General features: G+C 36.1%; 24 protein-coding genes. 18 read left to right on the top strand and 6 right to left on the bottom strand.

Annotated elements, in window-relative coordinates; genetic code table 11:
* The first annotated feature begins 68 nt into the window (after positions 1-68).
* From HNQ43_RS08365 to phoU, 7 genes are all read left to right on the top strand, one after another.
* Positions 69-839 carry an SGNH/GDSL hydrolase family protein gene (locus tag HNQ43_RS08365; RefSeq protein ID WP_183376731.1) on the top strand — a complete coding sequence of 257 codons (771 nt, stop codon included), beginning with the start codon at positions 69-71 and terminating at the stop codon, positions 837-839.
* Between the two features lie 41 nt (positions 840-880).
* A complete protein-coding gene (locus HNQ43_RS08360) occupies positions 881-1,801 on the top strand; it encodes a calcium/sodium antiporter (protein WP_183376729.1) in 921 nt (306 codons plus the stop codon).
* Positions 1,802-1,894: 93 nt separating this feature from the next.
* Complete coding sequence (locus HNQ43_RS08355) at positions 1,895-2,764, top strand: substrate-binding domain-containing protein (protein WP_183376721.1); 870 nt, start codon at positions 1,895-1,897, stop codon at positions 2,762-2,764.
* Positions 2,765-2,841: 77 nt separating this feature from the next.
* Entirely contained in the window at positions 2,842-3,693 is an 852-nt protein-coding gene (pstC, locus tag HNQ43_RS08350; protein WP_183376719.1) for a phosphate ABC transporter permease subunit PstC, read from the top strand.
* Positions 3,693-4,520, top strand: a complete 828-nt coding sequence (gene pstA, locus HNQ43_RS08345) for a phosphate ABC transporter permease PstA (RefSeq protein ID WP_183376717.1) — start codon at positions 3,693-3,695, stop codon at positions 4,518-4,520. Before pstC ends, pstA begins: the two co-directional genes overlap by 1 nt.
* Positions 4,521-4,533: 13 nt before the next feature.
* A complete protein-coding gene (pstB, locus tag HNQ43_RS08340; protein WP_183376715.1) occupies positions 4,534-5,289 on the top strand; it encodes a phosphate ABC transporter ATP-binding protein PstB in 756 nt (251 codons plus the stop codon).
* Positions 5,289-5,942: a phosphate signaling complex protein PhoU gene (phoU, locus tag HNQ43_RS08335; protein ID WP_183376713.1), complete on the top strand. Its 654-nt coding sequence runs from the start codon at positions 5,289-5,291 to the stop codon at positions 5,940-5,942. Before pstB ends, phoU begins: the two co-directional genes overlap by 1 nt.
* 83 nt (positions 5,943-6,025) lie before the next feature.
* Here the strand turns inward: phoU and HNQ43_RS08330 are convergent, their stop codons facing one another.
* Positions 6,026-6,439 (bottom strand): Hsp20/alpha crystallin family protein, encoded by a 414-nt coding sequence (locus HNQ43_RS08330; protein WP_183376711.1) that lies wholly within the window; start codon positions 6,437-6,439, stop codon positions 6,026-6,028.
* Positions 6,440-6,564: 125 nt separating this feature from the next.
* Complete coding sequence (locus HNQ43_RS08325; protein WP_183376709.1) at positions 6,565-7,074, bottom strand: pyridoxamine 5'-phosphate oxidase family protein; 510 nt, start codon at positions 7,072-7,074, stop codon at positions 6,565-6,567.
* 143 nt (positions 7,075-7,217) lie between these two features.
* Between HNQ43_RS08325 and HNQ43_RS08320 the strand changes: the two genes are divergently transcribed.
* Genes HNQ43_RS08320 through HNQ43_RS08300 form a run of 5 tightly spaced genes read left to right on the top strand, consistent with a single transcriptional unit; the run spans position 7,218 to position 11,792 of the window.
* Positions 7,218-8,318 carry an ABC transporter substrate-binding protein gene (locus tag HNQ43_RS08320; RefSeq protein ID WP_183376707.1) on the top strand — a complete coding sequence of 367 codons (1,101 nt, stop codon included), beginning with the start codon at positions 7,218-7,220 and terminating at the stop codon, positions 8,316-8,318.
* Complete coding sequence (locus HNQ43_RS08315; protein WP_183376705.1) at positions 8,308-9,126, top strand: alkaline phosphatase family protein; 819 nt, start codon at positions 8,308-8,310, stop codon at positions 9,124-9,126. The genes HNQ43_RS08320 and HNQ43_RS08315 overlap by 11 nt, the downstream gene beginning before the upstream one ends.
* Complete coding sequence (locus HNQ43_RS08310; protein ID WP_183376703.1) at positions 9,119-9,970, top strand: ABC transporter permease; 852 nt, start codon at positions 9,119-9,121, stop codon at positions 9,968-9,970. The genes HNQ43_RS08315 and HNQ43_RS08310 overlap by 8 nt, the downstream gene beginning before the upstream one ends.
* Positions 9,967-10,773: an ABC transporter permease gene (locus HNQ43_RS08305; RefSeq protein ID WP_183376701.1), complete on the top strand. Its 807-nt coding sequence runs from the start codon at positions 9,967-9,969 to the stop codon at positions 10,771-10,773. Before HNQ43_RS08310 ends, HNQ43_RS08305 begins: the two co-directional genes overlap by 4 nt.
* On the top strand, positions 10,773-11,792 hold the full coding sequence (locus tag HNQ43_RS08300) for an ABC transporter ATP-binding protein (protein ID WP_183376699.1): 1,020 nt from the start codon (positions 10,773-10,775) through the stop codon (positions 11,790-11,792). Before HNQ43_RS08305 ends, HNQ43_RS08300 begins: the two co-directional genes overlap by 1 nt.
* On the opposite strand, the gene HNQ43_RS08295 is transcribed toward HNQ43_RS08300, so the two are convergent.
* From HNQ43_RS08295 to HNQ43_RS08280, 4 genes are all read right to left on the bottom strand, one after another.
* Positions 11,789-12,166: a hypothetical protein gene (locus tag HNQ43_RS08295; RefSeq protein WP_183376697.1), complete on the bottom strand. Its 378-nt coding sequence runs from the start codon at positions 12,164-12,166 to the stop codon at positions 11,789-11,791. The genes HNQ43_RS08300 and HNQ43_RS08295 overlap by 4 nt on opposite strands.
* 181 nt (positions 12,167-12,347) lie before the next feature.
* Positions 12,348-12,935, bottom strand: coding sequence for a helix-turn-helix domain-containing protein (locus HNQ43_RS08290; protein WP_183376695.1), 588 nt, complete (start codon positions 12,933-12,935; stop codon positions 12,348-12,350).
* Positions 12,936-13,011: 76 nt separating this feature from the next.
* The gene (locus tag HNQ43_RS08285) at positions 13,012-13,608 is read right to left on the bottom strand and encodes a helix-turn-helix domain-containing protein (RefSeq protein ID WP_183376693.1); all 597 of its coding nucleotides are present in this window, start codon (positions 13,606-13,608) and stop codon (positions 13,012-13,014) included.
* Between the two features lie 76 nt (positions 13,609-13,684).
* The gene (locus HNQ43_RS08280) at positions 13,685-14,680 is read right to left on the bottom strand and encodes a helix-turn-helix transcriptional regulator (protein ID WP_183376691.1); all 996 of its coding nucleotides are present in this window, start codon (positions 14,678-14,680) and stop codon (positions 13,685-13,687) included.
* A 481-nt stretch (positions 14,681-15,161) separates the two neighbouring features.
* Between HNQ43_RS08280 and HNQ43_RS08275 the strand changes: the two genes are divergently transcribed.
* The 6 genes from HNQ43_RS08275 to HNQ43_RS08250 are packed head-to-tail and all read left to right on the top strand — an operon-like array spanning position 15,162 to position 20,442.
* On the top strand, positions 15,162-15,647 hold the full coding sequence (locus HNQ43_RS08275; RefSeq protein WP_183376689.1) for a PTS sugar transporter subunit IIB: 486 nt from the start codon (positions 15,162-15,164) through the stop codon (positions 15,645-15,647).
* A gap of 9 nt (positions 15,648-15,656) precedes the next feature.
* Positions 15,657-16,448, top strand: coding sequence for a PTS mannose/fructose/sorbose/N-acetylgalactosamine transporter subunit IIC (locus HNQ43_RS08270; RefSeq protein WP_183376687.1), 792 nt, complete (start codon positions 15,657-15,659; stop codon positions 16,446-16,448).
* The gene (locus tag HNQ43_RS08265) at positions 16,441-17,274 is read left to right on the top strand and encodes a PTS system mannose/fructose/sorbose family transporter subunit IID (protein WP_183376685.1); all 834 of its coding nucleotides are present in this window, start codon (positions 16,441-16,443) and stop codon (positions 17,272-17,274) included. Before HNQ43_RS08270 ends, HNQ43_RS08265 begins: the two co-directional genes overlap by 8 nt.
* A 48-nt stretch (positions 17,275-17,322) precedes the next feature.
* A complete protein-coding gene (locus HNQ43_RS08260) occupies positions 17,323-17,739 on the top strand; it encodes a PTS sugar transporter subunit IIA (RefSeq protein ID WP_183376683.1) in 417 nt (138 codons plus the stop codon).
* Complete coding sequence (locus HNQ43_RS08255; protein WP_342353969.1) at positions 17,723-19,429, top strand: glycoside hydrolase family 13 protein; 1,707 nt, start codon at positions 17,723-17,725, stop codon at positions 19,427-19,429. The genes HNQ43_RS08260 and HNQ43_RS08255 overlap by 17 nt, the downstream gene beginning before the upstream one ends.
* A gap of 26 nt (positions 19,430-19,455) precedes the next feature.
* Complete coding sequence (locus HNQ43_RS08250) at positions 19,456-20,442, top strand: LacI family DNA-binding transcriptional regulator (RefSeq protein WP_183376681.1); 987 nt, start codon at positions 19,456-19,458, stop codon at positions 20,440-20,442.
* Positions 20,443-20,706 lie beyond the last annotated feature (264 nt).

The raw sequence follows: 20,706 nt of genomic DNA, 5'->3' as shown, positions 1-20,706 counted from the left end.
TACAAATGTACACATTTCAAATACACTTCTGTTTTATGGAGGACTGTGCTAGAATAAAGACAGAATTTATGAAAAAGACAAAAAGAAGATTAAAAAAACCAGTAAAGATCGCCTTGATTTCCATCGCTTGTTTAGCTGTTTGTATCCTTGGCATCCTTGCGTTGCCAAGAAATACGGTGCTGTCACAGGGCCAGGAGTATTTAAAGCAACAAGAAGAAAAAGCAGTAGATGATCTTTCTGAAAAATTAAAAGAAACAAAATACCAAGAATTGCAACAAGGGATCGATGAAGGCAAGGTCGATTTGTTCGCTTTATTTGATGATGCCGTAATTTTTGGCGATTCTCGCGCAATGGGATTTAGTGTATATCATTTTTTCCCGGATTCTCATGTGCTGGCGGATAGCGGGGCCACGGTCGAATACATATCAAATTGGTTAGACCAAGTAGAGACAATCAATCCGACGTATATATTCTTTTCTTATGGAGTTAACGATATGGGGATGCAGCTTGATGATGCGGGCGGATACGATAAGGTCTACCAAGAACAGATCCAGAAAGTATTAGAGCGTTGTCCGGATGCGACGATTGCGGTAAATTCCATCATTCCCGCGACGGATGAAGCAGTGGCAGAATCTCCTCGCTGGAACAAAGTGGATGAATATAATGCGAAAGTCAAGTCGATGTGTCAGGAAAATGGATGGATCTATATAGATAATACTGAGATTTCCCAAAATGGAGATGCGCCGATTTATCAAGCAGATGGTGTGCATTTTTTACCATCCTTCTATACAACTTGGGCAGAAAATATGATTTTGGGTTTAGAACAGAATAAAGATTGAACCGACAGAATGTCGGTTTTTTTTAGAAGGAGGAATGAGATATGTTAGTTCCTGCATTGTTTGTAGTATTAGGATTTTTCTTGTTAGTCAAAGGAGCGGACTTGTTTGTCGATAATGCCTCGGGTTTGGCTTATCGAATGAAAGTTTCTTCGGTGGTGATCGGATTGACGATCGTTGCGTTTGGAACCAGTATGCCAGAACTTGCGGTATCGGTAACGGCGGCCATACAAGGATCAAATGAAATTGCTGTAGGCAATGTGATTGGTTCAAATATTTTTAATCTATTGGTTGTTGCCGGAGCGAGTGCCTGCATCTATCCTTTGGCAATTCATAGTGTTTTAATGCGAAGAGATTGGCCATGGTCGATATTTGTCAGCGGTGTGTTATTGGTGTTTATTCTGATTCATCAAGATATTTCACGCTGGGAATCGATCCTCTTATTGGTCCTTTTTGGTGCTTTGCTGACAAAGCAGATCCGTTCTGCCAAAGAAACTAAAGATCAGTCTGTAAAATATGCAAAATCGTTAGGAAGATTGATTTTCTTTTTAATCGTGGGGATTATCGGCATTATCGCAGGCGGACAGCTTGTCGTAGAAGGAGCTTCGAATCTAGCTAGACTATGGGGATGGAGTGAGTCGTTGATTGGATTAACTATTGTTGCGATTGGAACGTCTCTTCCAGAATTAATGACCAGTATTGTGGCTGCAAGAAAGGGAGAAAATGAAATTGCGATGGGCAATGTGATTGGTTCCAATCTTTTCAATATATTATGTATATTAGGTATTTCTGGCACCCTACGGCCTATGAAAGTGGATATTTGGGCAGCACAAGATTGCCTGGTATTACTTCTTGTTTCTATAATATATTACGGTGTTGTAAAAAAATGGGGTTTGAACCGGAGATGCGGGCTTTGCATGGTTCTAACTTATGTTATTTATATGGTTTGGCTGTTCGTTCGGTAAAGATTCCATTTTACATAGATTTAACATTTCTATTCTAGGCGCTTAACATTTCTTTTATACACTATTCATGTAAAAGAAAAGAGGATGAAAAAAATGAACAAATTTATAAAAGGAATGTTAGCTCTTGGATTAAGTGCTACTGCATTGGTAGGCTGCTCAAGCGGTACAGCAGAAGATGGTGCTGAAGGAACAGCTTCAGGAACAATTACGGTTGTCAGCCGTGAAGATGGTTCTGGAACTCGTAGAGCCTTTACAGAATTATTAGGAATTGATGATGGCGAAAAGGATAACACGACTAGCAGTGCTCAAATCACAAACTCTACTTCAGTCATGATGACGACTGTTGAAGGAAATGACTATGCGATTGGTTATATCTCATTAGGTTCACTGAACGATACAGTGAAAGCAGTTAAAGTCGATGGAGTAGAAGCTACTCAGGAAAATATTGAAAACGGTGAATATTCTGTAAGCCGTCCATTCTTGATTTGTACAACTGGAGAAGTTAGCGAATTAGGACAAGATTTTATGAATTTCATCATGTCTGATGAAGGACAGGCTGTAGTTGCAGAAGAAGGATATATCCCAATGGAAACGACAGGAACTTTTGAATCCAACGGAGCAACTGGAGATTTAACTGTAGGTGGTTCAAGTTCAGTAACTCCTGTTATGGAAAAACTGGCAGAAGCTTATAAAGAAATCAATGCGGATGCCAATATTTCGGTTCAACAATCAGATTCTACTTCTGGTGCAGAAAACGCAATCTCTGGTGTATATGATATCGGTATGTGTTCTCGTGAATTAACAGAAGATGAAGAAGCTGCTGGTTTAACTCCAACAACAATTGCAATCGATGGTATCGCCGTAATTGTTAACAATAACAACAGTGTAGATGATTTAACTTCAGATCAGATCAAAGGAATCTACACAGGCGAGATTACAGATTGGGCAGACGTTGCCGAATAAGATAAAAATAATTTAAATAGTGTCAAAAAGGGGGAAACCCCTTTTTAACACGATTATATGAAGAGAGGATGTGAACCATGCAGTTAAGAGAAAACGCGATGCGAATCGTGTTCATGTTGGCCGCCTGTTTTAGTATCGTAGCCGTATTCTTTATCTGTTTCTATCTGTTTATTAATGGTCTTCCTGCTATTGCCAAGATTGGACCTATGAACTTTTTGGCAGGGATGGAATGGGCTCCCAGCAACAATCTTTATGGAATATTTCCAATGATTATCGGCAGTATCTATGTTACTGCAGGAGCTATTGTTGTGGGGGTTCCGATTGGGATCTTGACCGCTGTATATATGGCGTATTTTTGTCCTAAAAAAATTTATCGTATTGTAAAACCTGCAGTTGAGTTGTTGGCAGGGATTCCAAGTATTGTATATGGCTTTTTTGGCTTGGTAGTCATCGTACCTTTGATTCAGGATGCATTCCATACGAGCGGAAATACGGTCCTGGCGGCATCCATCCTTTTAGGAATCATGATTTTGCCGACGATTGTATCTGTATCGGAAGCTAGTTTACAGGCAGTTCCAGATTCTTACTATGAAGGCAGTCTGGCTTTGGGTGCCAGTCATGAAAGAAGTGTCTACTTTGTTTGTTTGAAGGCCGCAAAATCTGGAGTGCTCGCTGGAGTGATTTTAGGAGTGGGGCGAGCCATTGGAGAAACGATGGCGGTCATCATGGTAGCTGGAAATCAAGCGGTGGTCCCTGGCAGTTTATTGCATGGTGTACGAACTATGACCGCCAATATCGTTTTAGAGATGGGATATGCGACAGGTCTGCATAGAGAAGCACTGATTGCTACGGCTGTTGTTTTGTTTGTGTTTATTATGATCATAAATCTTTCCTTTTCAGCTTTAAAACGGAAGGAGGCTAAGGCATAATGAAACAAAAAAAAGATCGTGTCTCGTTTGCGCTGTCGCTTCTGACGCATATTGCAGCAGCGATTACTATTCTATGTCTGTTGTTTATTATTGCTTATATTTTGATTCGTGGAGTTCCAAATTTAAAACCATCTTTGTTTGAATGGGAATATAATACAGATAACGTAAGTATGATGCCGGCTATTATCAATACAATTATTGTTGTATTGATGACATTGGTCATTGCTGCTCCCATTGGCATCTTCTCGGCAATTTATCTTGTTGAATATGCTAAGCGGGGGTCTAAACTGGTCAAGGTGATTCTATTAACGACAGAAACACTATCTGGAATCCCGAGTATTGTATATGGATTATTTGGCTCTTTGATGTTTGTCATCTCTATGAAAATGGGATTGAGTATTATGGCAGGTTCTTTGACTTTAGCCATCATGGTTCTTCCTACGATCATGCGTACGACACAAGAAGCTTTAGTCGCTGTACCGGATTCTTATCGTGAAGGAAGTTTTGGATTAGGTGCTGGAAAGTTAAGAACAATCTTCCGCATCATTCTGCCTAGTGCGATTCCTGGTATTATGTCTGGAATCGTGTTGAGTATGGGTCGAATTGTTGGAGAAACAGCAGCTTTGATTTATACTTCCGGTACAGTTGCACAAGTCTGCACGAATATTTTTGCACCAGGCAGCACTTTGGCTGTCCATATGTATCGTTTGATGAGTGAAGGGCTTTATACGGAACAAGCTTGTGCAGTTGCGGTGGTATTGTTGGTGTTTGTGATTGTGATGAATAGCTTATCTTCTTATTTAGGACGTAAGTTAGTGAAAGGATAAATGGATGAGTAATATGAGTGAAGTAAAACTATCGATACAAGATGTAAATTTATATTATGGTGATTTTCATGCGCTGCATGGCATCACAATGGATATCAAAGCCAATGAGATCACTAGTTTCATAGGGCCTAGTGGTTGCGGAAAGAGTACGCTTTTAAAATCAATCAACCGAATGAATGATTTGGTAGAAGGATGCAAAATCACTGGAGATTTCCTGTTAGATGGTCAAAATATCTATAAAGATATTGAGGTCAATACCTTGCGAAAACGCGTAGGAATGGTATTTCAGAAACCTAATCCATTTCCAATGAGTGTTTATGACAATATTGCCTATGGTCCAAGAACCCATGGAATTAAGAAAAAAGCGGAATTGGATCAAATTGTGGAAGAAGCTTTGCGCGATGCTGCTATTTGGGATGAGCTTAAAGACCGTCTTGGGAAGAGCGCATTGGGACTTTCTGGCGGTCAGCAACAACGTCTTTGTATCGCCCGTGCCTTAGCTATTAAACCAGAAGTTTTATTGATGGATGAGCCAACCAGCGCCCTGGATCCAATCTCTACGGGAAAAATCGAAGAGTTGACTTTAAAACTGAAACAAGATTATACGATTGTAATCGTCACTCATAATATGCAGCAGGCAATGCGTATCAGTGATAAAACGGCATTTTTCTTGTTAGGAGATTTGATTGAATTTGGAGATACTGAAATGATGTTCTCAACTCCAAAGGAGAAGAAGACCGAAGATTATATAACAGGGAGGTTCGGATAATGGTTGTACAAACGAAGTTTTTAAAACAAACTCAACAGTTAGAATTGAAAATGACCGAGATGGGTCAAAGTTGTTTGAAGGGATTGTCTTTGTGCAAGCACTCTTTGTATGATGAGGATAAGATTCTGACTCAGGAAGTCGATGAACTTCATGAAGAAGTATCCACTTTAGGGCGTGAATGTGATCAAAACTGCATGCGAATCTTATTGCTCCAGCATCCGGTTGCCAGAGATCTACGTCGAATTACAGTGGCTACGAACACAGTGCGTGATTTAACTCGTATTATGGATCAAGAAAAAGAAGTAGCAGCTTTGATTCGTGAAATGGATCATACTGAAGGGTTGATTGATGGCTCGATTCAAGATTTGTTTGCGGTAGCTCGGGGGATGATTTCACAGGCTGTCAGTGCCTATATGAGTCGAGATGAAGCTTTGGCACAAGAAGTTATTCAAATGGATGATAAGGCTGATGCTGCATATCTGAAAGCCAAAGAGTTTTATACGGATAAATTGGCAGCTAAATTGGAAGATCCAGGATCTTTGGTCAATTTATTGTTAGTTGGAAAATATCTGGAGAGAATGTGTGATCATGCGGGAAATATCGCTCGCTGGGTTCTTTATCAGAAAAGCGGGATTTTAGAAACCGAAGAGTAAGTTTCTTTAAATTTGTTCATGGGACGGTATTCGTCCCTTTTTTTTGTTTTTCAATAAAAAAAGATCGGAAAACTCCGATCTCATCATTCAATAGGAATGGTTGTGTTATTTTCAATTTCTTTGTGCTCTTTAGTAGGAATCGTAACATGCAATTCTCCGTTATCAAAGCTGGCTTTGATATCTTCTTGCTGGATCTGATCTCCTACATAGAAGCTACGAGAATAAGAACCGGTCATTCGTTCTTGACGGATGATTTTTCCGTTGTCATCTTTTTCTTCGTTGCTAGTATTACGGTTTGCCGTGATCTTCAAATAACCATTTTTAAGTTCCAGCTGGATATTCTCCTTTTTGATGCCAGGGACTTCAATATCCAGATGATAGTTTCCATCCTTCTCCGTGATATCTGTTTTCATGCAACGAGATGGAACTAAATCAAAATCGTGATCAAAGAAATCGTCAAACAAATCAAATCCTCTAAATCCAGGGTAGTATTTCATATACATCGCCTCCATTTTCTTAAGCGGTTGTTAAAACGCAGCCGTTGATCATGAAATAACTTCCCATCAAGGAGCTTTCCTTGATTACAATTCTTATTATAGTCAAATCCTTAGCACTGTCAAGACTAGAGTGCTAATATTTTTTTCTTTTTTTCTTCAGCGTGATAATTGTCTCGTCTTTTTCCTGTAAAGTCTAAGACTCTCAAACGCAATACAGTCGTTGCCGGAATCATCTTCTCGTTAAATTTAAAATCTTCGCTATGATAGTGTCTCATCAAGATTTTTAAGCCTTCATACTTTTCTTGCGGATCCGTGATTTTTTCAATGATACCATGCCCGATCACGCTCTCATATCCCATTGTACAGCTCATTCGATCTTCATATAGAATAAAGCGATGATCTGTATCCATCTCAAAAGAAACTCTATTATTCTTTTTGAGAAGATCCAGTTTTGTTCCTTCATTAGCGCAGTGAAAGTAGAGGTAGATCTGTTCTTTGATGATCTCCATTCCAAAATTTAAAGGGACGATATAGGGATAGGGCTCATCTTGAATAGCTAAGCGGCAAACGTCACATTTTTCGATAATATGGATTATTTCTTTAAAATCGCGAATCTCTCGGTCTTTTCTTCTCATACAAACTTCCTTGCTTATCATTATAAGTATAGTTTACATAATTTTAATATAAGGAAGAAATATCTTTCTTGGATTTTACGGAGTTATAATCGAGAGTTTATACAAATAGTTTATTTTAATACTTGGAAACAAGGAGGAGACCTATGAATTCAAAATGGATAAAAGGTGGATTGTGTGCTGCTTTGGCATGTTCTCTATTAGCGGGATGTTCCGAAGGGACACAAGAAGAGGCTGTAGATTTAAATTCTATGAGCTTTGATGAAATTAGTGAATTAGCGAAAGAAGATGGAGAAGTAAACTCAGTCGGGATGCCGGACACTTGGGCAAACTGGGGTGAAACTTGGACAGAGATTGAAGAAACATATGGTATTACTCATACCGATACAGATATGTCCAGTGCTGAAGAGCTGGCCCTTTTTGCCAATGAAGCCAATGATGCAACCAAAGATATTGGAGATGTAGGGCAGTCATTTGGACCGGTTGCTGAAGAACAAGGTGTAACTTTGCCGTATAAAACTTCTTATTGGGATTCCATTCCTGACTGGGCCAAAGATGATGATGGCGATTGGATCATTGGATACTATGGTACGATCACTTTTATCACGAATACAAACTTGGTCGATGAAGCCCCTACCAGCTGGCAAGATATTTTGGAAGGAGACTATACATTGACAATTGGAGATGTTTCTGTCGCTACTCAAGCGCAGAGCGGCTTGTTGAGTGCTGCTATTGCCTTTGGCGGAGATGAATCAAATATTCAGCCAGGCTTGGATTTCTTTAAAACACTGGCTGAAGAAGGTCGTTTAGACATGGGAGATACCAGTGTCGCTCGTTTAGAAAAAGGAGAAATCGAAGTAGCTGTCTTGTGGGACTATAATTCTTTAGGATATCGTTCACAGATCTTGGAAAATAATCCAGATGCAAGTTTTGAAGTTTCTGTACCGACCGATGGGGCGATCCAAAGTGGATATTGTACGATTATCAACGCTTATACAAAACGTCCTTATGCTGCGGCTGTAGCGCGTGAATATATCTTGTCAGATGAAGGACAGATCAATCTTGCCAAAGGATATGCACGTCCGATTCGCGACGATGTAGAATTGCCAGAAGAAGTACAGGCAAACTTGCTTCCTGATGAACAATATACGAATGCTCGTTTTATTGAAGATCAAGAAGCATGGGATGAAGCCGTTGCTGACTTAGCTAGTTCATGGCAAGAACAGGTTGTTGCGTATGCCCAATAAAGCAGTGTTTGTTTTATTGGATGGATTACAAAGTATATATGCCAAAGAGCATTTAGGATATCTGGAACATTTAAGCCAAACGAATCGGGCGGCAAAATACGAAGTGCTGGGGAATCTTCCCAGCTCTTCTCGTCCGATGTATGAGACGATTTTTACCGGTGTTGAGGCATATGAACATGGAATTACCAATAACGGGATCTGTCGTCTTTCCAATCAGAAACACCTGTTTGAATTGTTGAAACAGGCTCATAAAAAAAGCCTTGCTTGTGCGTATTATTGGATCAGCGAGCTTTATCTTTCGGCCCCTTTTGATAAGGAGAGAGATATCTGGCATCAGGATTCAAATTCGATGATCGATCGAGGCTTTTTTTACTACGAAGATTGTTTTCCGGATAGTCATGTTTACTCATTGACTTCCTGCTTAATGGGTAAAGAAGATTATGACTTTGTATTTATTCATCCAATGAGTATCGATGATGCGGGGCACCGTTTCGGTGCGGGTTCCAAAGAATACAGTCGGGCCATTATGCAAAACGATTATCAGCTTTCAACTTATATTCCGCAATGGATCCAACAGGGATACAGTGTAGTTGTGGGCGCTGATCATGGAATGAGTGCCAATGGTTATCATGGAGGAAACTCCGAAGAGCAGCGTAAAACGGCTCTTTATATTATTGATGAAAATGTACAAAAAGGCGTTCAGAGCCAAGAGTTGACAACTTTGGATATTGCTCCTTTATTGTGTCATTTGTTGAAATTGCACCCGACAAAGAAAATGAAAAATTTGGAGGTGAAATTTGATGACTAAAACAAAAAAGAACACAAAGTTTTATTTGTTGGCTTTGATTCCTTTCTTTGTGATCACTTTTTTATTTGAAATTCTTCCTTTGATCAATGTGGTCATCGAAAGTTTTACAAAGACCGGCGGCGGAGGCTTTACTTTTGAACATTTCATTAAGATCTTTTCGACTCGTCTTTACCAGCAATCGATCTTTAATAGTATTTGGATCTCAGTTGTATCCGCATTGGCAGGTATCCTAATTGCCTTTTTAGGGGCTAAAGCGGCTAATGCAGCGAGTGCAAAAGTTCGTAATATCTTTACAAGTGTTTTAAATATTACCAGTAATTTTGCCGGTGTTCCATTAGCGTTTGCGTTTATGATCTTGTTGGGAAATGTAGGGATCCTGACGTTGATTGGAAAAAACTATGGTATTTCATTTTTGGCAGAATTTGATTTGTATACAATTAATGGTTTGTTGTTGACATATGTTTATTTTCAAATCCCTTTGGCGACTTTGTTGATGCTGCCTATTTTCTCAGGATTGAAGAAAGAATGGCGTGAAGCAGTTGGATTATTAGGCGGAAACAGTTTTCATTATTGGTTCAAAGTGGCTATTCCAAGCCTCTTGCCAAGTATATTGGGAACGTTTTCAGTCTTGTTTGCCAACTCTTTAGCGGCTTATGGAACAGCATATGCCTTGTTGAGCAACAACATTGCCTTATTGCCGATTCGAATTTCTCAACAATATATAGGAGAAGTTGTTCAGAATCAGGAATTTGGTTGTGCTCTTTCGTTGGTAATGATGGGATTGATGGTCATTTCTATTTTAATCACAAATAAATTTCAGAAACGATCTGGAGGTGCTTCATGAAAATAAAAACGCATTTTGGAGATGCTTTGATTCTGTTTCTTGTTGCGGCATTTCTTGTAGTGCCTCTTGTTTTAACATTTTTTTATTCGGTTTTTACGGAATGGATGGATATCTTACCAACCGGGTTCACTTTAAATTATTATTTTGATATTTTCTCGGATGGAGCCTTTATTAATTCCTTGCTTCGTTCCATTGTCATTTCAATTATTCCTGTAGTGATTTGTACAATTTCGATTTTATTAGTTTTGTATGTGATTACATTATATGTACCAAGCCTGGAAAAATATGTTGAGATTCTCTGTAATATTCCTTATGCCATTCAAGGCGTTATTTTGGCAGCTGGTGTGATTTCTTTATATTCAGGGAAACCAGGTTTTTTATCGAATCGAATCTTTTTATTGGTTGGATCTTATTGCATCATTGTATTGCCGTATATTTTTCGAGGCTTGAAGAATACGATTGGGGCTTTGAATGTGCGATGTGTTATTGAGGCCGCTCAAGTTTTAGGATGTTCTAAGTTACATGCCTTTTTTATGATTGTGATTCCTCAGATGAAACGAGGGATCATTTCCACAATGATGCTTGCCTTCACGATGTTGTTTGCGGATTTTGTGGTTGTCAACATGATTGCAGGAAGTGCTTTCCGAACAGCAGGAATTTATTTGTATCAGACTATGTCAAAATCTGGGCAACTTTCCAGTGCTATTATCGTGATTTTATTCATAACAACATTGATTATTTCAACACTAACATTGGTGATTCAAAATAAAGCAGTGAAATCGAAAAAGAGGAGGGAAGCATAATGGCTTATATTGAGTTTCGAGGAATTTGTAAAAGCTATGATGGGATCAATCAAGTGCTTAAAAATATAGACTTGACGATAGAGAAAGGGGAACTGGTCACACTATTGGGACCAAGTGGTTGTGGAAAATCAACTCTTCTTCGCTCTTTGGCCGGATTAGAAGATATCAATTCCGGACAGATTATTTTGGATGGAGAAGATATTACCGATACGCCTGTCCAAAAAAGAGGAATTGGTATGGTGTTTCAACAATATTCTTTGTTTCAAAATATGAATGTGGAAGAAAATATCGCATTTGGTTTGAAAATCGCAAAGATGGATAAAGCGATAATTGAAAAAAAAGTGAAAGCAGCGATTGAAATGGTTGATTTATCTGGAAAAGAAAAGAGTTATCCAAGTCAGCTCTCTGGAGGGCAACAGCAGCGCGTAGCCATTGCCAGAGCTATCGTAATGGAACCCAAAGTCTTATTGTTGGATGAACCATTGAGCGCTATCGATGCCAAGTTGAGAAGAGAGCTTCAAGAAAAGATCAAAAAAGTTCAGAAAGAGTTGAAAATCACAACGATCTTTGTCACTCACGATCAAGATGAAGCTATGATCATGTCCGACCGGATTCATTTAATGAATCAAGGTATCATTGAACAAAGTGGACAGCCTGTACAATTATATACGCATCCTGTATCCAAATTTTCAGCAGAATTTATTGGACACTATAACATTTTGACGCCGGAACAGCTAACGAATTTCTTTCCGGAAAAACGGTTTCCAGGAAATTATTATGCAATTCGTCCAGAAACATTCTTATTATCTTCAGATCCAATCAATGACCCGTCATTCATGACATTTGAAGCAGAAGTCATGGATTTTATTTCCAGGGGAAATGTACTACGCTATACTTTAAAATGTAAGGATGTTACTTTTACTTCTGAAGTGTTATTTAGAAGCTTTGCCTTGTTTGATGTAGGATCTGTAGTTCATGTAGGAATTGAAGAACATAATTTATTAATGTTGAATGATTAAAAAAACTGCAGACAGACTGCAGTTTTTTTTGTAGGTACAACTTGAAATGTAACTTTTTTAACTTCATCCTGATAAACGATCGTGACGGTATATTCTCCACATTCTAGATATCCTTTTCCTTTCGAAGCAACATTGCATGTTGAATCGACAGAATATTGATCTTCGTCTAATAGCGGAGAGTATAAGATCGCATTTTGAAGTATCTGTTTAGGAGTGTTTGAATCCAGGAATGTTTCCGCACTGAGATTGATACATTCTCCTTCTTGAAAAACCAGATTATTTCGTACTTGTAATTTTGAAGCATTTTGTGAGCATGAACTCAAGCCAAAAAATAATGCCAGCATGATGAAAAAAACTGGCAACCGCAAAACCATTTTCTTCCCCTTCATTATGTGATTGATCCCCTTAAATCAATAAAACCTTTCTTGGCGTTATTATAGCACAAGAAAGGTTTTATTTATGATGAAATTCTTGAAAATTTTCAGAATATCACTTTTCAATTTTTTTAGAGTATTCTTCTAAAAAATAACTTGGTGTTAAAGTCAGAATCCATCTTCAAAGAACGGGATTTTTTGAAGATGTTTTAAATTGTTCTTTGATTTGTTGCGCATACTGCATAGTTTTTTTGAAGGAATCTGAATTTTGAATCTTAGCATCATTGGAAACATAGATATATAGTTTATCTGAGTTTTTGAGTTCGATTTCTAAACCGACATATACTTTTCGATTCACCCACCAAAAATCATATGAAGTGACCAAGATTCGATGATCCAAAGGGAAAGGAATTTCTTCATTATGAAATTTGGCATCCTCAAAAATGATTTGGCATTTACAGACATCTTTCATCGGGTAGATGCCTTTGGATCCAGAAAGGATTTGAAAGGTTTGTCGGTCCTTGTCGAAAATAATATTGCCTATATCTTTTACTGGTTTCTTTGTTGAAAGATCTAGATGAAGAAGATCGGATAAAGGGATTTCATAGAAGTCGGCATATTTTTGCATCATCTCTAGATCTGGTTGAGATTTTCCTGTTTCATGATTTGAAATCGTTTGATGAGTCATAAACAATTTCTCAGCAAGCTCTTTTTGAGACAATTTATTTTTTGTTCTCAGAAAATGTAAATTGGATTGAAGGTATGTCATGATCGATCCCTCCTTTCAATATCATCATAAAATATAGAAAGAGAAGTGTCATGCAAAGAATATTAGAATCATTTAATTATTCATCTTTCATGATCTTATTTCCAGTTATGATCGTTTTAAAATACTTTTTTAAAGTTTCTGCCACTTTTACATCGGCTTTGAACGCATCTGAGTAATGTTTTTGTTTGATGTTTGAAACGTAAACATATAGCTTTTCTTTATTCTTGAGTTCGATTTCAAGCCCGACATAGGTGTCGCGCAGTGTGACAAAAAAGGATTCAAAGGAACTAATCAATAGTCTGTGCGAAAAAGGCTTGGTTTTACCGTAATATTTGGCATCCTCAAAAACGATTTGGCATTTATAGACATCTTTCATCGGGTAGATGCCTTTGGATCCAGAAAGGATTTGAAAGGTTTGTCGGTCCTTGTCGAAAATAATATTGCCTATATCTTTTACTGGTTTCTTTGTTGAAAGATCTAGATGAAGAAGATCGGATAAAGGGATTTCATAGAAGTCGGCATATTTTTGCATCATCTCTAGATCTGGTTGAGATTTTCCTGTTTCATGATTTGAAATCGTTTGATGAGTCATAAACAATTTCTCAGCAAGTTCTTTTTGAGACAATTTATTTTTTGTTCTCAGAAAATGTAAATTGGATTGAAGGTATGTCATGATCGATCCCTCCTTTCAATATCATCATAAAATATAGAAAGAGAAGTGTCATGCAAAGAATATTAGAATCATTTAATTATTCATCTTTCATGGTCTTATTTCCAGTTATGATCGTTTTAAAATACTTTTTTAAAGTTTCTGCCACTTTTACATCGGCTTTGAACGCATCTGAGTAATGTTTTTGTTTGATGTTTGAAACGTAAACATATAGCTTTTCTTTATTCTTGAGTTCGATTTCAAGCCCGACATAGGTGTCGCGCAGTGTGACAAAAAAGGATTCAAAGGAACTAATCAATAGTCTGTGCGAAAAAGGCTTGGTTTTACCGTAATATTTGGCATCCTCAAAAACGATTTGGCATTTATAGACATCTTTCATCGGGTAGATGCCTTTTGATCCAGAAAGGATTTGGAAGGTTTGTCGGTCCTTGTCGAAAAGAATGTTTTTTGAATTGACGTTGTCCATTTTATAAGACTCATCATTTTTATATTTCATAATGATTTTATCAATCAATTTTTTTATTTTCTCTGCTTCCTTAACATCTCTAATATGAAAATCAGTTTGTGTCCTGGTGGGCTGTTTGGAAGTGTAAATCGCAAGATGTGTTCCGTCTTTCATTGTTAATCTAAGTCCTACATAAAATGGTTGCTCAAGAATGTTCGCTTGAACCAGCCAATCAACTCCAGTGACAACTTGGTGAGTAAAAGGCTCTTCTTTTCCTTTATAACGGGCTTTCTCGTTTAGTATTTCACACTTTTTGATATTTTTATAGGAATATGTTCCTTTAGTTCCGCTGATAATGATAAAAACTTTGTCTCGTTTATCAAAAATGACACTGTCAAATATGATTCGCGAATTCTTTTCTTTTTTTGACAAGTCATTTAGAAGGAGGTCTTCTGCAGAAATATGATAAAAGTCAGCATATTTTTGAATTATGGAAAAATCAGGTTCTGTTTTTCCAGTTTCATGATTCGAAATAGTCTGATGTGTTAGAAACAAATGGTTTGCCAACTCTTCTTGCGTGTAACCATTTCTGGTCCGTAGATAATAAAGGTTCGATGCTAGATGTTTCATGTTGTACACCTCCTTCAATTACATTATATAGCACCGCAAGAAAAGTTGTCTCGCAAAGAAACTTTGCAAATCTAAAAAGGTCTATAAGAAGACAATTGAAAATGAAATTCAGAATATATTTGCCATTTAACTAAAAAAACGAGAATCAAATCCAATGTCATTAAGTTAAGAAATGACATTGCCTGATTGCTTTTTTTTGACAAAATTTATCATGTGTTTCTAATTTGTGTTGAAAGAAAAGAAGTTAGTATAAATATTTACCTAGCAAGTTGTACGGCTAATTATTATTGAAGTTTATAGACAAAAGGGTTAGAAATTAAGTGTATATTTTCCATAAAATTAGAAATAATCTAGATTTTAAAAAGTAAAAAGTGATTGAAATAAAACTGAAAAATACGATCGATTTTTATTGACAATAAAAAAAATACTGATATTATGTAAGCGTATACAAAATGGAACGTTCCAAAAGGAGGAAAAAATTATGTCTATTGTACTTGCGAGAATTGATCAACGACTAATCCATGGTATCACGGTAAATGATTGGAATACGCGTTTGAAACCTAAAAGATTCATGGTAATTGATGATCAGATTTGTGATGATGAAGTTGTTAAAGGTAGTATGCGTATGAGTAAACCATCTGGCACGGGGATGTCAATTATTTCAACTGAAACCGCTATCAACAACTTTAAAATGGGGAAATATAATAATCATGGTGTGTTTGTCATTGTTAAAGAACCTGAAACTTTATTGAAGTTAGAAGAAGCAGGAATTGAATTTTCTGATGTCAACGTTGGATTCCTTTTTGCAGAAGGTGATAGAAAGCCAATTACAAATCGTATTTCTTTAAATGATAAAGAAATCGAAGACTTAAAAGAATTGTCAAAAAGAGGCAAAAATGTAACGTTCCAATATCGTCCAAGTGATGAGGAACTAAGTTTAGATGCAATACTTTCAAAATTAGATTAGGAGACTACTATGCTAGAAATTTTACAAGATATTTTGATTATTTTATTAGCTGGTTATATGACTTGGGATAATGGTTCGGGTGTTCAGGTGATTGGGGCTTGGCCAGCATGTACAGGATTTGTTATGGGGTTGATTACAGGAGATTGGAATACTTCTCTAGTCATCGGTGGTACTTTACAATTAATGTCTTTAGGTGTTACCGCACTTGGTGGAGCTTCTATTCCTGAATATGGAGTAGCAACAATTGTTTCTATTTTCATTGCTACAAGAACCGGTGTAAGTACAGGTGAAGCTGTAGCTGTTGGATTACCTGTAGGTATGTTAACACTACAATTGGATGTATTTGTAAAATATGTAAATACTTTTTTTGCTCATTGGGAACAAAAATTATTGCATGAGAAAAAATTCTCTCAAATGCAGGGAGCTTATATCTTATCGGTATTCATTTGGAGTTTAAAGTATGTGATTCCTGTTACTGCAGTAGTTATCTTTGGTGCCCCTCTTGTAAATCTTGTGACAAAAGCAATTCCAACATGGTTTACAACAGGACTTGAGGTAGCCGGTAATATGTTGCCAGTACTTGGCGTTGGTTTACTTTTACACTATATGCCTGTTAAAAAACATTTATCATTTTTGATTGCTGGTTTTGTGCTAACTGCATATCTTAATCTTCCAATTTTAGGAGTTGCATTATTAGGTGCTGCAGCAGGATACATTATTTACAGAAATGAAACAGAAAAAACAAAGAATGCATCATATTGTTTAGTAAATGATATGGAAGGAGATGATTTTGATGAATAATCAATTCGAAAGAGGAACAGTTAACAGATTAACAGAAAAGGAACGTAAAGCGGCATTTAGACGTTGGACATTTGTAGCTGGTTTAGGTTGGAACTATGAAACTCAACAAGCTCCTTCTGTTGCATTCGCAATGTCAAAAGCTTTGAGAAAAATCTATCCAAACGATGAAGATTATATTGAAGCAATGGATAATCATTTTAAATATTTTAATATTACACCTCAGATGGGAAATTTAGTCTTGGGAGCTACACTTGCGATGGAAGAACAGGATGGTCTTAAGGCCAAGGATGCTGTTCAAAACTTAAAGATTTCATTGATGGGTCCATTATCAGGTGTTGGTGATTCATTATTTTGGGTATTATGGCCAACAATTATTGGTGGTATTTCAGGATATATGGCTTTACAAGGTAATCCAATTGGAGCCATTATATGGATCATAGTTTCAGTAGCTTTGTATTTTGTGAAGATGGCGTTATCGAATTTAGGTTATTCATCTGGAACTAAACTAATAACAACTCTTGGAGATAAAATTAATCTTTTGACAGATGCTGCATCTGTTATGGGTTTGATGGTAGTAGGAACTTTAATTGCGACAGTCATTAAAATTTATGTTCCATTAACTTTTAAAGCTGGTGAAGTAAGCTTATCTTTACAAACGGATGTAATTGATAAAATCATGCCTGCATTACTTCCAGTTTTACTAACAGCTCTAGTTTATTGGTTGTTGGGTAAAAAATGGTGGACACCTGTTAAGGTAATTCTTTTACTTGTGGTAGTTTCGCTAGTTGGTGCTTATTTTGGTATCTTAGGTATTCAAACTGCTTAATCAAAAAGAGAATAATCAAATTCTCTTTTTTATAGAAATGAGGTAAACATGAAAAGACGATTTTTAATTGCGACACATAGTACTTTAGCAGAAGGTTTTGCGAATGCACTAAGATTTTTTGCTGGAGATGATATTGATGTGACTTATATCAATGCTTATGTTGATGGAAAACCAATTGACGAAGAAATTGATTCTTATTTTTCAACTTTAAAAGATGAAGATGAATTGGTCATCCTAACAGATTTGCTTGCGGGATCTGTTAATCAAAAACTATATAAATACATTTCTAGAGAACATACACATATTTTAACTGGAACTAATTTAGCTTTAGCATTGTCATTGGTTCTTGAATCAGCAGATGGCTATCTTACAAATGAATGTATTAATGGGTTAGTAAATGCTTCAAAAGATAACATTGTATATATGAATGAATTCCAAGCAGAGGTAGATGAAGATGATGAATAAGAATGATTGGTGGAAAGATGCGGTCGTTTATCAAATATATCCCCAATCATTTAAAGATTCTAATAATGATGGAATTGGAGATATTAATGGGATTCGTGAAAAGATTCCATACCTTAAAGATTTAGGTGTTAATGTACTTTGGCTAAACCCAATTTATGAATCGCCTATGGTGGATAATGGCTATGATATTTCTGATTATTATAAAATAGCTGATTGCTATGGAACAATGGAAGATTTTGAAAACCTATTGAAAGAAGCTCATGATGCTGGAATTAAAATTATTATGGATTTAGCTGTATGTGCTTCATCAATTGAGCATAAATGGTTTAAAGAATCGAAGAAATCTCGTGACAATAAATATAGTGATTACTATATTTGGAAAGATCCTAAAGAAGATGGTTCAGCTCCTAACAACTGGGGATCTATTTTTGGCAGTGGGTCTGCATGGGAATATGTTGAAGAAAGAGGACAGTATTATCTACACTTATTTGCAGTAGAACAACCGGACCTAAATTGGGAAAACCCGGATTTACGAAATGAAGTTTATGAAAATATGGAATTTTGGTTGAAGAAAGGAATCGATGGTTTTCGATTAGATTCAATCAGTTTGATTTCGAAGAAACAAGATTTTCCTGATGATCCAACGGCTGGTGAAAATGGATATGGCAGCCCATATTTTGGAGCTTCAAATGGACCAAGAGTACACGAATTCTTACAAGAAATGTATGAAAAGGTATTAAGTAAATATGATGTAATGACTGTAGGTGAAGCTACGCGTACTCCTGTTGATAAAGCTTTACTTTATTGTCAACCAGAACGCAAAGAATTAAATATGGTTTTCCAATTTGATCACATGCACGTAGATTATGGAAAATTTGGTAGATATTCAGATTTAAAATTTAAATTGAGTGATTTAAAAGAAGCAATGTTCCTTTGGCAAAAATCATTGAATGGAGTTGGATGGAATTCATTATATTGGGATAATCATGATCAGCCAAGATTTGTATCGCGTTTTGGAAATGATGATTCAAAATATAGAAAACTATCTGCGACAATGCTTGCGACAGTTTTATTTTTTCAGCAAGGTACTCCGTTTATCTATCAAGGTGATGAAATTGGAATGACAAATGTTGCGTTTGATAGTATAGACTCTTATAAGGATATTGAAGCACATAATATGTATCTTAAATTCTCAAATATGGGGTTATCAAATGATGAAATTATGAGCTATATCCATAATAAATCTAGGGATAACGCTAGAACACCAATGCAATGGAACTCTAATTCATTTGCTGGCTTTAGTTGTGTTGATCCTTGGATTGAGCTAAATCCTAATTATTCTAAAATTAATGTAGAGAATGATATGAATAGTGATTTTTCTATACATGATTATTACAAAAAGTTAATCAAATATAGGAAAGGAAATGAAATTGTAAGGGATGGCGACTTTAAAGAAATTGGTTTAGAAGACTCTGATATATTTAGCTATACTAGAACTTATAAAGGTAAAACGCTTCTGGTATTGGGTTCATTTTCTGATAAGAAAGTATGTTATAATTTGCCTAATAACTTACAAAAATTCAAAAGAGAATTGGTTGTTTCAAATTACGATGGTAATATTGAACAAAATAAAGATGCTAGTACATTGTATCTAAGACCTTATGAAGCATTAGTTTTTTACATGTATTAAGATTAATTGAATAGAGGTAATACAGTATGAATATAAATGATGTGGCAGAAGCGGCAGGCGTGTCTAGAGGATCTGTTTCAAATTACTTAAACAATAAAAAAGTATCGGATAAAATTAAATTGAAAATTGAAGCAGCAATAAAGGAATTAAATTATATACCCAATTCTTCCGCTAGAGATCTTCGCTCTAAGGAGTCAAAGTTTGTTGTATTTATTATTCCTACTGTCTGGTCTCCGTTCTTTTCAGAACTTACTTATTATATACAGAATGAACTTAATAGTTCTGGCTATAAAATGATTTTGTGTATATCTGATTCTGATTTTAATAAGGAAAAAGAATATATAGAATTAGCAACAAGCCAAAAAGCTGCGGGTATTATATCTATATCATATTCTCAAATGAATGACTTTGTAAGACCTGGTATGCCTCTAGTTTCAATTGAAAAAGAACCAACAGGTAGATTTTCTATGGTTTCGTCTGATAATTATGAAGGTGGAAAGCTTGCTGCACAAAAGCTTATAGAGAAAGGTGCTGAAACTTTAATATATATAGGTGAAAAGGTGATTTATTCAGATGCAATGTCAGCAAGAAAAAGTGGATTTGTTGATTATTGCAATCTTAATCATGTTCCTTATGAAATTGTAGAAGTTTCAAGTATCAAAAATTATGAAAATGTTAAAAAAGATATTCTGTCCTTTTTAGAAGAAAACTATAATAGAATACTGAAAGGTAAAATAGGGTGTTTTACAAGTACAGATGATTATGGTTACCTGTTATTAAATGCATCAAATTCATTGAAAATCAGTGTTCCAGAAAATCTACAAATAATTGGATTTGATGGAGGAAAAAGGATTAGAAGTGAGATACCAACAATGTCGTCTATTAGACAACCAGTAGATTTGATTGCAAAAGAGTCTGTGCAATTATTGACAAAATTGATAAACAAAGAAACTAATGAGATATCCAGAGTCTATTTACCAATCTCATTCTATGAAGGTGATACTACGTGTTAAATCCTTGTGATTCGACATATATTTAATTGATGACAATGAAATAAGAAAGCTGTAACGAGATATTTGAATTGTTACAGTTTTTTTTCGGCGCTTTAAATTCTGTTGGGGTTTTCCAAAATTCAATTTAAATCAAATTGGGGTGATTTCACCCCAATTTGTTTTTAAAGGTTCGATTCTATGTATTTCTCCATAACGATTCTCAGTTTGATTTTTTATATTTTCCTCTTGGTTTTCCTTTTCGTTTGATGACTCTTTGTTTCTTAT

This window comes from Faecalicoccus acidiformans (assembly GCF_014202635.1).
Lineage (GTDB): Bacteria > Bacillota_I > Bacilli_A > Erysipelotrichales > Erysipelotrichaceae > Faecalicoccus > Faecalicoccus acidiformans.
This window is presented reverse-complemented; position numbering and strand designations above follow the sequence as displayed.